Origin of the sequence: Nostocoides australiense Ben110 (assembly GCF_001050535.1) — a bacterium.
Taxonomy (GTDB): domain Bacteria; phylum Actinomycetota; class Actinomycetes; order Actinomycetales; family Dermatophilaceae; genus Nostocoides_A; species Nostocoides_A australiense.
Genome location: NZ_HG764815.1, coordinates 2,735,564 through 2,742,154 on the forward strand (window position 1 = coordinate 2,735,564; position 6,591 = coordinate 2,742,154).

Here is a 6,591-nt window from a genome sequence, read left to right on the forward strand (position 1 = left end):
CCCGGGGCCGCCGGCGGCTGGGTCTCGCTCGTCCGCCAGCGGCTGACCGGCTCGCGGTCGGTCCGCTCCGGGCTGCCCCGGATCCGGCCGCTCCGAGACCGGCTGACCGGCGGCGGCCTGCTCGGCCGCGGCGGCCTCCTCCGCGTCGTGCGCCCGGTTCATCCGGCGCAGGCGGCCGGTCATATTGCGGAAGATCAGCCACACGGCCAGGCACATCAGGAAGAAGACGGCGAAACCCGCGAACCCGGACGAGGCCTCGGAGGCGTTGGGGTCGTTCGCCGCGGCCAGCGCGATGAGGATGTTCATGGCACCACCCTGGCAACCCGCCGGTCGAGGGCGAGCGGCGGGGGGTCGAGGGCGAGCGCGTCGGCCTCCGCGAGGGACCCGAGCCCGGCGAAGAGGTCGTCCTCGCCTTCGGCGACGGGGACGTACGAGGCCGCCGCCTCATACTCGTCGAACGGCCAGACGCGCTGCTGCATCTCGCGGGGCACCTTGAAGAACCAGCCGTCCGGATCGATCTGGGTCGCGTGGGCGATCAGGGCGGCGTCGCGGCGCTCGAACCAGTCGGCGCACCGCACCCGGGTGGTCACCGTCCGGCTGGGCCGGTCCCACTTGTCGAGCCAGTCGGCATACGGGCTCTCCAGGCCCTCGGCGACCAACGCCTCGTGGAAGGTTTGGATGCGCTCCTTGCTGAAGCCGCCGTTGTAGTAGAGCTTCAGCGGCTGCCAGGGCGCACCGGCGTGCGGGTATGCCGCCGGGTCGCCGGCGGCGTCGAAGGCCGGGATCGTCACCTCGTGGGTGCGGATGTGGTCGGGGTGCGGATAGCCGCCGTTCTCGTCATAGGTGGTGATCACGTGCGGGCGGAACCGGCGGATCTCGCGGACGAGGGCCTCGACGGGCGCCTCCAGCGGTTCGAGGGCGAAGCAGCCCGGCGGCAGCGGCGGCAGCGGATCGCCTTCGGGCAGACCGGAATCGACGAAGCCGAGCCAGTGGTGCTGCACCCCGAGGATGTCGCGGGCCGCCGCCATCTCGTCGCGCCGCACCTGGGCCAGGTCGCGCAGGATCCGCGGATCGTCCTTGAGGTTGGGGTTGAGGACGTCCCCGCGCTCGCCGCCGGTGCAGGAGACGACGAGGACTTCGGCGCCGGCGTCGACATACTTCGCCATGGTCGCCGCCCCCTTGCTTGACTCGTCGTCGGGGTGCGCGTGCACGCACATCAGGCGCAGGCCCGTCATGCTGGCCCTTTCGGTGGATGACATGATCGGGGGACATTCTTCCACCGCTGATCCCGCAACCCACGCAATCGACCCGAGGCCTGCCCATGACCGCCATCGATCCCGAGCAACTCGACGGGGACGACCTGGACATCCCGACGCGGAGCGCCGGCAGTCGCCGGTGGTGGGTGATCGGCAGCATCGGCGTGGCGGCGATGACGGCGGTGGTCGTGTGGTTCGCCTGGTCGGCGACGGCCGGGCGGGTCAGCTGGCAGACCCGGTCGTATGAGGTGGTGGACGCCTCGAACGTGACCGTGTCCTTCGATGTCCACCGGCCGGCAGGCATGGCGGTCACGTGTCGCCTGAAGGCGCTCAACCAGCGGTTCGCGACGGTCGGCTCGGTCGATGTTCTCATCCCCGCGGGCGAGCAGCGCAGCCTGACCCAAGAAGGGAACATCCGCACGACGTCACTGGCGGTGACCGGGACGGTCGAGCGCTGCAAGCCGGCCTGACCGGACGCTTTGCTAAGATCGGTGGTTCACCTCGGGTCTGGAGCGCACGTCATCGTGCGATCCAGACCCTTTGACCATCACGTCATCGTCACCAGGAGTTCACCGTGAGCGAGCAGCCGACTGCCACCTACCTGACGCAGGAGGCCTTCGACCGTCTGACCGCTGAGCTCGCCGAGTTGCAGGGCCCGCGCCGTCAAGAGGTCATCGCCCGCATCGAGGCGGCCCGCGCCGAGGGGGATCTGAAGGAGAACGGCGGCTATCACGCCGCCCGCGAGGAGCAGGGCAAGCTCGAGTTGCGCATCCGCCAGCTCACCCAGCTGCTCGAAACCGCCGAGGTCGGCGCCACCCCGCCGCCGGACGACGGTGTCGTCGAGCCCGGCATGGTGGTGACCGTCGAACTCTTCGGCGACGAGGAGACCTTCCTGCTCGGGTCGCGCGAGATCGCCGACGGCTCGATGCAGGTCTTCTCCGAGGCCTCCCCCCTCGGGGCCGCCATCAACGGCCTCAAGGTCGGCGACACCACCTCTTATGAGGCGCCGAACGGCAAGCAGATCGAGGTCACGATCAAGCACGCCGTCCCCTACACCGGCTGACCCGCCCGGGTCGAGCAGCCCAGGAACCTCTGCTAGCAGAGGCTAGTCAAATCAGCACACCTAGCAAGGTCTGCTGGTTCGACCAAGCTCTGCTAGCAGAGGTTCCTAGGTTTGGCGGCCGAGCCGTCAGGTGAACTTGAGGCGGTAGCCCTTGCTGCGCAGGGCCGTCAGGACGTCCTGGCAGTGCTGGGGGCCCTTGGTCTCGAGCTGGACGAAGATGTCGACCTCGTCGATGAGCAGGTTGGCGTCGTGGCGGGTGTGCTCGACCTCGACGACATTGGCATCGGCGGCCGCGCAGTCGGCGATCAGCCGGGCAAGGGACCCCGGCCGGTCGGGCATGACTGCGCGGAACTGCAGGTAGCGGCCAGCGGCGACCATGCCGTGGCGGATGACGCGCAGCATGAGCAGCGGGTCGATATTGCCGCCGGAGAGGACGACGACGATCGGGCCGTTCCAGGACCGGTCTGCCGACTCGTTCAACAGCGCCACCCCCGCCGCGCCGGCCGGCTCGACGACGAGCTTGCTGTGCTCGAGCAGCATGAGCATCGCCCGGGACAGCGACGCCTCGGAGACGGTGTCGACGCGGTCGACGAGTCGGCGGACGATCTCGAAGGGGACATCGCCAGGGCGGCCGACGGCGATGCCGTCGGCCATCGTCGCCATCTTCTCGGCCGGGATCGGGCGGCCAGCGGCCAGCGACATCGGGTAGGCCGCGGCCTGCTCGGCCTGGACACCGATCACCATCACCTCGGGGCGCTGCGCCTTGACGGCGGTGGCGATGCCGGCGAGCAGTCCGCCGCCGCCGAGGGAGACGACGACGGTGCCGACATCCGGGCACTGCTCGAGGATCTCCAGGCCACACGTGCCTTGTCCCGCAACGATATCGGCGTGATCGAAAGGTGAGATGAAGACGGCGCCTGTCTGCTCGGCGTATGCCCGGGCCTCGACGATGGCTTCGTCCAGCGTGGCGCCGACCTGCTCGATCTCTGCGCCGTAGGCGCGGGTCGCGTTCAGCTTCGGCATGGCCGCCCCCACGGGCATATAGACCTTGGACTTGATGCCGAGAGTCGTCGCGGCGAGCGCGACGCCCTGGGCGTGGTTGCCGGCGCTGGCGGCGACGACGCCCCGCTCCTTCTCCTCTTCGCTCAGGCGCGCCAGGCGGGTGTAGGCGCCGCGGATCTTGAACGAGCCGGCCCGCTGCAGGTTCTCGCACTTGAGGTAGACATCGGTGCCCACCTTCTCGCTGACGGCGCGCGAGAACTCCAGTGGGGTCGGTCGGATCAGCTCCCCGATCGTCTCGCGCGCCGCGCGGATGTCGTCGAGGGTCACGGTGGGCACGCTCGCCATAGCGGGCAACACTAGTTCCCGCCCGCGGCCGGTCAGGCCTTCTCGGTGCGATTGCGGAAGGCCGGGATGGCCAGCGGTGCGACGACGAGCGAGATGCCGAGCGACCACACGATGCTGGCGATGACCGGATGCCGCAACGGCCAGGCGGCATCGGTGCCCAGCGGCGGCGCGTTGCCCCCACAACTCCCGCATGGCCTGCACGAGCGCCGAGATCGGGTTCCATTCGGCCGGGCTTTTCAGCGTCGCGGGCTTTTTGCGGACCGACTGACCCCTCAGCCGCCGATCACGCGCGCGAGGTGGGCGGCCGCCGCGGGGTGATCGCGGGAGAGCAGGCCCGCGGCGAAGAGCAGGTATGCGGTGTCCACGGCATACCGGGCAGCCACCGGGACCACCCACCCGCCGCCGTGGTCGGCGAGCACGGCAGCGAGCACCGCGTCACCGCGCCCGTCAGGGGCGTGGCGCAGCACTCCCCCGGACCCGATCAGCACTCCAGCCTCCTTCAGCGCCCGGGGCGCGTCGCCCGGGTGGCCGGGCCGGGCGTGGCGGCGCACGGCGAGCAGCGCTGCGGCAGTGGCGAGTTCGATCTCGCGGTCCCAGTCGGCGGGGCTGGCCGGGAGAAGTTCGATGTCCTCGTGCACCGACTGCGCATACTCCCCGACACCCGCGCTCAGCGGCAGGTGCTCGCGCGCGGCGCCTTCGACGATTCCGGGGGCGCTCCACCGCATACCCAGATCCGCCTCCACGGTGCGCAGCACGCGCGGCGCCGGCGAGATCTCCCGCCGCAGCCCGGCGTCCTCGCCTCGGGGGATGAGCGCCGAATAGACGTCCGTCGTCGCGCCGCCGATGTCGAGCGCCAGCACATCCTCCCCACGGGCGCTCGCGAGCAGTTCCACGCCGAGCAGCACCGCGTCGGGGGTCGCCATCCGCACCAGCGAGGCGAACCGCGGCCCGCGGGAGAGCCCTTTGCCGCCGATCACATGCCGCAGGAAGACCTCCCGGATCGCCTCCCGGGCGCGTGCCGGTGCCAACTCCCCGATCCGCGGCAGCACATTGTCGGCGACGATGACCGTGCGCCCCTTCCCTTTCAACACCGCGACGCACTCGGCCGCGGCATCCCGGTTGCCGGCGAGCACCACCGGCGCCGCCAACCGGGCGTTCGCGAGGCGAGTCGCGTTGTGCACCAAGACATCCGAGTTCCCGCCGTCGGTCCCACCGACGAGCAGGAGCACGTCCGGCCGCGCCCGGCGCAGCGCCCCAACGGCCTCCCGGTCCAGCCGCCCGGCGGCCACGTGCACCACTCGCCCACCGGCCGACAGCGCGACCCGGTGACCGGCGAGGGCGGTGACCGCCTCCTCATACCCGATAACCGCGATCCGCAGCCCACCACCGGCGCTGGAGCACACCAGCACCTCATCCGCCGGTGACGCGCCGACCGCGGCGAGCACCGCGTCCAACCCCTCAAGGACATCGGTGCCGGACGTGGTCGGGGAGGCAGCGCGACCGCATACCCGCCCGTCGGCGAGATCCACGAGCAGCCCCTTGGTGAAGGTCGACCCCACGTCGACGCACGCCGCCCGGGTCACAGTTGACGCCAGCGTGCGACCATCGCGTCCACGTCGAGGATCGGCGCGACCAGCGGCGGGGTCTTGGGGTCGCGGGGCATCAGCCGGTCACGGCGGCAGCGGTCGTTGTAGTCCTCCAGCACCGTGCGCACCCCCGCCTCGGTGCGGATCTCGCGCAGCGACTCGGGGAAGCCGGCGGCCTCCTTGCGCAGCGACAGCACGGCGGGCACGGCGCCGGCGCCGTCCAGACCTTCCGCGCGCAGCTTCTGCTTGATCCACCAGTCGGGATCGTCAGGGCTGCCGAGGTCGAGCGGCTTGCCGGCGCCGCGCAGGTTGTCGAACTCGCCCCGCTCGGTCGCCTCCCGGATCAGGCGCTCGATATGCGACTCATATGGCTGCACACGGCGACTTTATGCGGAACTATTGCTGTTTGGTCACCGTTACCCCCGTGAACCTGGCGCCAGCATGCCGGACCGGGGGAGGATATCTCTCCCTTTGACGAGGACGACAGCCAAGCGCTCCCGGGGAAGGAGGTTCGCGCTATGGGACGAGCGCGACGCGCCCGCAAGATCGCGGCCACCGCGGCATACGGCGGCGGCGGCCTCGCGGCGACCGCCGGTGCCCTCGGCGCGCTCGGCTACGGCCTGATCAAGGTCGAGGCGAAGATCGCCCGCCGGATCGTCGGGCAGCCCTTCGAGGGGGCGCCGGAGGACGACGCGGTCTATGGGTATGGCGTGGGCGAGCGGACCGAGATCATCGTGCTCGGCGACTCCTCGGCCGCGGGGATGGGCGCCGAGACCGGAGCGCAGACCGTCGGGGGGATCATCGCCACCGGGCTGGCGGCGCTGACCGGCCGGCCGGTGCGCCTGACCAACGAGGCCGTCATCGGCGCCGAGTCCAGTGACCTCGAACGGCAACTCGCCAACGCGCTCGACCGGGTCGAGCGCCCGCACGTCGCCGTGATCCTCATCGGCGCCAACGACGTCACCCACCGCATCGACCGCGCGACGGCGGTGCGTCACCTCGAGCTGGTCGTGCAGCGGCTGCGGGGCATGGGGGTCGAGGTGGTCGTCGGCACCTGTCCCGACCTGGGCACCGTCGAGCCGATCCCGATCCCGCTCAAGCACCTGCTGCGCCGCTGGAGCCGCGACCTGGCCGCCGCCCAGACGGTCGCCGTCGTCGAGGCCGGCGGCCGCACGGTGTCGCTGGGTGACCTGCTGGGTCCGGAGTTCTCCGCCGCGCCGAAGGAACTCTTCAGCGAGGACCAGTTCCATCCCTCCCCCGCCGGGTATGCCCGCGTCGCCGCGGTGCTATTGCCGACCGTCTGTGCGGCGCTGGGCGTGGGAACCGCCGGCGACACTCA

The 6,591-nt window shown here is 71.2% G+C and carries 8 protein-coding genes; 3 read left to right on the forward strand and 5 right to left on the reverse strand.

The annotated features are described in order from the left end of the window. Together BN11_RS23820 and mca are read right to left on the reverse strand one after the other, a co-directional pair. The coding region (locus BN11_RS23820) for a hypothetical protein (protein WP_048698377.1) at nucleotides 1-306 on the reverse strand (306 nt) is incomplete at its 3' end. Further along, nucleotides 303-1,259 (reverse strand): mycothiol conjugate amidase Mca, encoded by a 957-nt coding sequence (gene mca, locus BN11_RS13185; RefSeq protein WP_235435469.1) that lies wholly within the window; start codon nucleotides 1,257-1,259, stop codon nucleotides 303-305. The genes BN11_RS23820 and mca, both read right to left, overlap by 4 nt. 62 nt (nucleotides 1,260-1,321) lie before the next feature. On the opposite strand from mca, the gene BN11_RS13190 reads away from it, so the two are divergent. Both BN11_RS13190 and greA read left to right on the forward strand, forming a co-directional pair. After that, nucleotides 1,322-1,726 (forward strand): DUF4307 domain-containing protein, encoded by a 405-nt coding sequence (locus tag BN11_RS13190; protein WP_048698379.1) that lies wholly within the window; start codon nucleotides 1,322-1,324, stop codon nucleotides 1,724-1,726. A gap of 104 nt (nucleotides 1,727-1,830) precedes the next feature. Beyond that, entirely contained in the window at nucleotides 1,831-2,319 is a 489-nt protein-coding gene (gene greA, locus BN11_RS13195; RefSeq protein ID WP_048698381.1) for a transcription elongation factor GreA, read from the forward strand. A gap of 126 nt (nucleotides 2,320-2,445) precedes the next feature. Here greA and ilvA read toward each other — a convergent pair whose 3' ends face one another. From ilvA to BN11_RS13210, 3 genes are all read right to left on the reverse strand, one after another. Continuing rightward, nucleotides 2,446-3,666, reverse strand: coding sequence for a threonine ammonia-lyase (ilvA, locus tag BN11_RS13200; protein ID WP_048698383.1), 1,221 nt, complete (start codon nucleotides 3,664-3,666; stop codon nucleotides 2,446-2,448). 272 nt (nucleotides 3,667-3,938) lie between these two features. Continuing rightward, nucleotides 3,939-5,249 (reverse strand): glutamate mutase L, encoded by a 1,311-nt coding sequence (locus tag BN11_RS13205; protein ID WP_048698385.1) that lies wholly within the window; start codon nucleotides 5,247-5,249, stop codon nucleotides 3,939-3,941. After that, nucleotides 5,246-5,629 (reverse strand): DnaJ family domain-containing protein, encoded by a 384-nt coding sequence (locus BN11_RS13210; RefSeq protein ID WP_048698387.1) that lies wholly within the window; start codon nucleotides 5,627-5,629, stop codon nucleotides 5,246-5,248. Before BN11_RS13210 ends, BN11_RS13205 begins: the two co-directional genes overlap by 4 nt. Nucleotides 5,630-5,770: 141 nt before the next feature. Here BN11_RS13210 and BN11_RS13215 point away from each other — a divergent pair. Next, nucleotides 5,771-6,591: SGNH/GDSL hydrolase family protein (locus tag BN11_RS13215; protein ID WP_083433743.1), on the forward strand; the 821-nt coding region annotated here is incomplete at its 3' end.

Coding starts and splice junctions, on each gene's coding strand:
- BN11_RS13190 (WP_048698379.1), top strand. CDS start 1,322: ATGACCGCCATCGATCCCGAGCAACTCGACGGGGACGACCTGGACATC.
- ilvA (WP_048698383.1), bottom strand. CDS start 3,666: ATGGCGAGCGTGCCCACCGTGACCCTCGACGACATCCGCGCGGCGCGC.
- mca (WP_235435469.1), bottom strand. CDS start 1,259: ATGTCATCCACCGAAAGGGCCAGCATGACGGGCCTGCGCCTGATGTGC.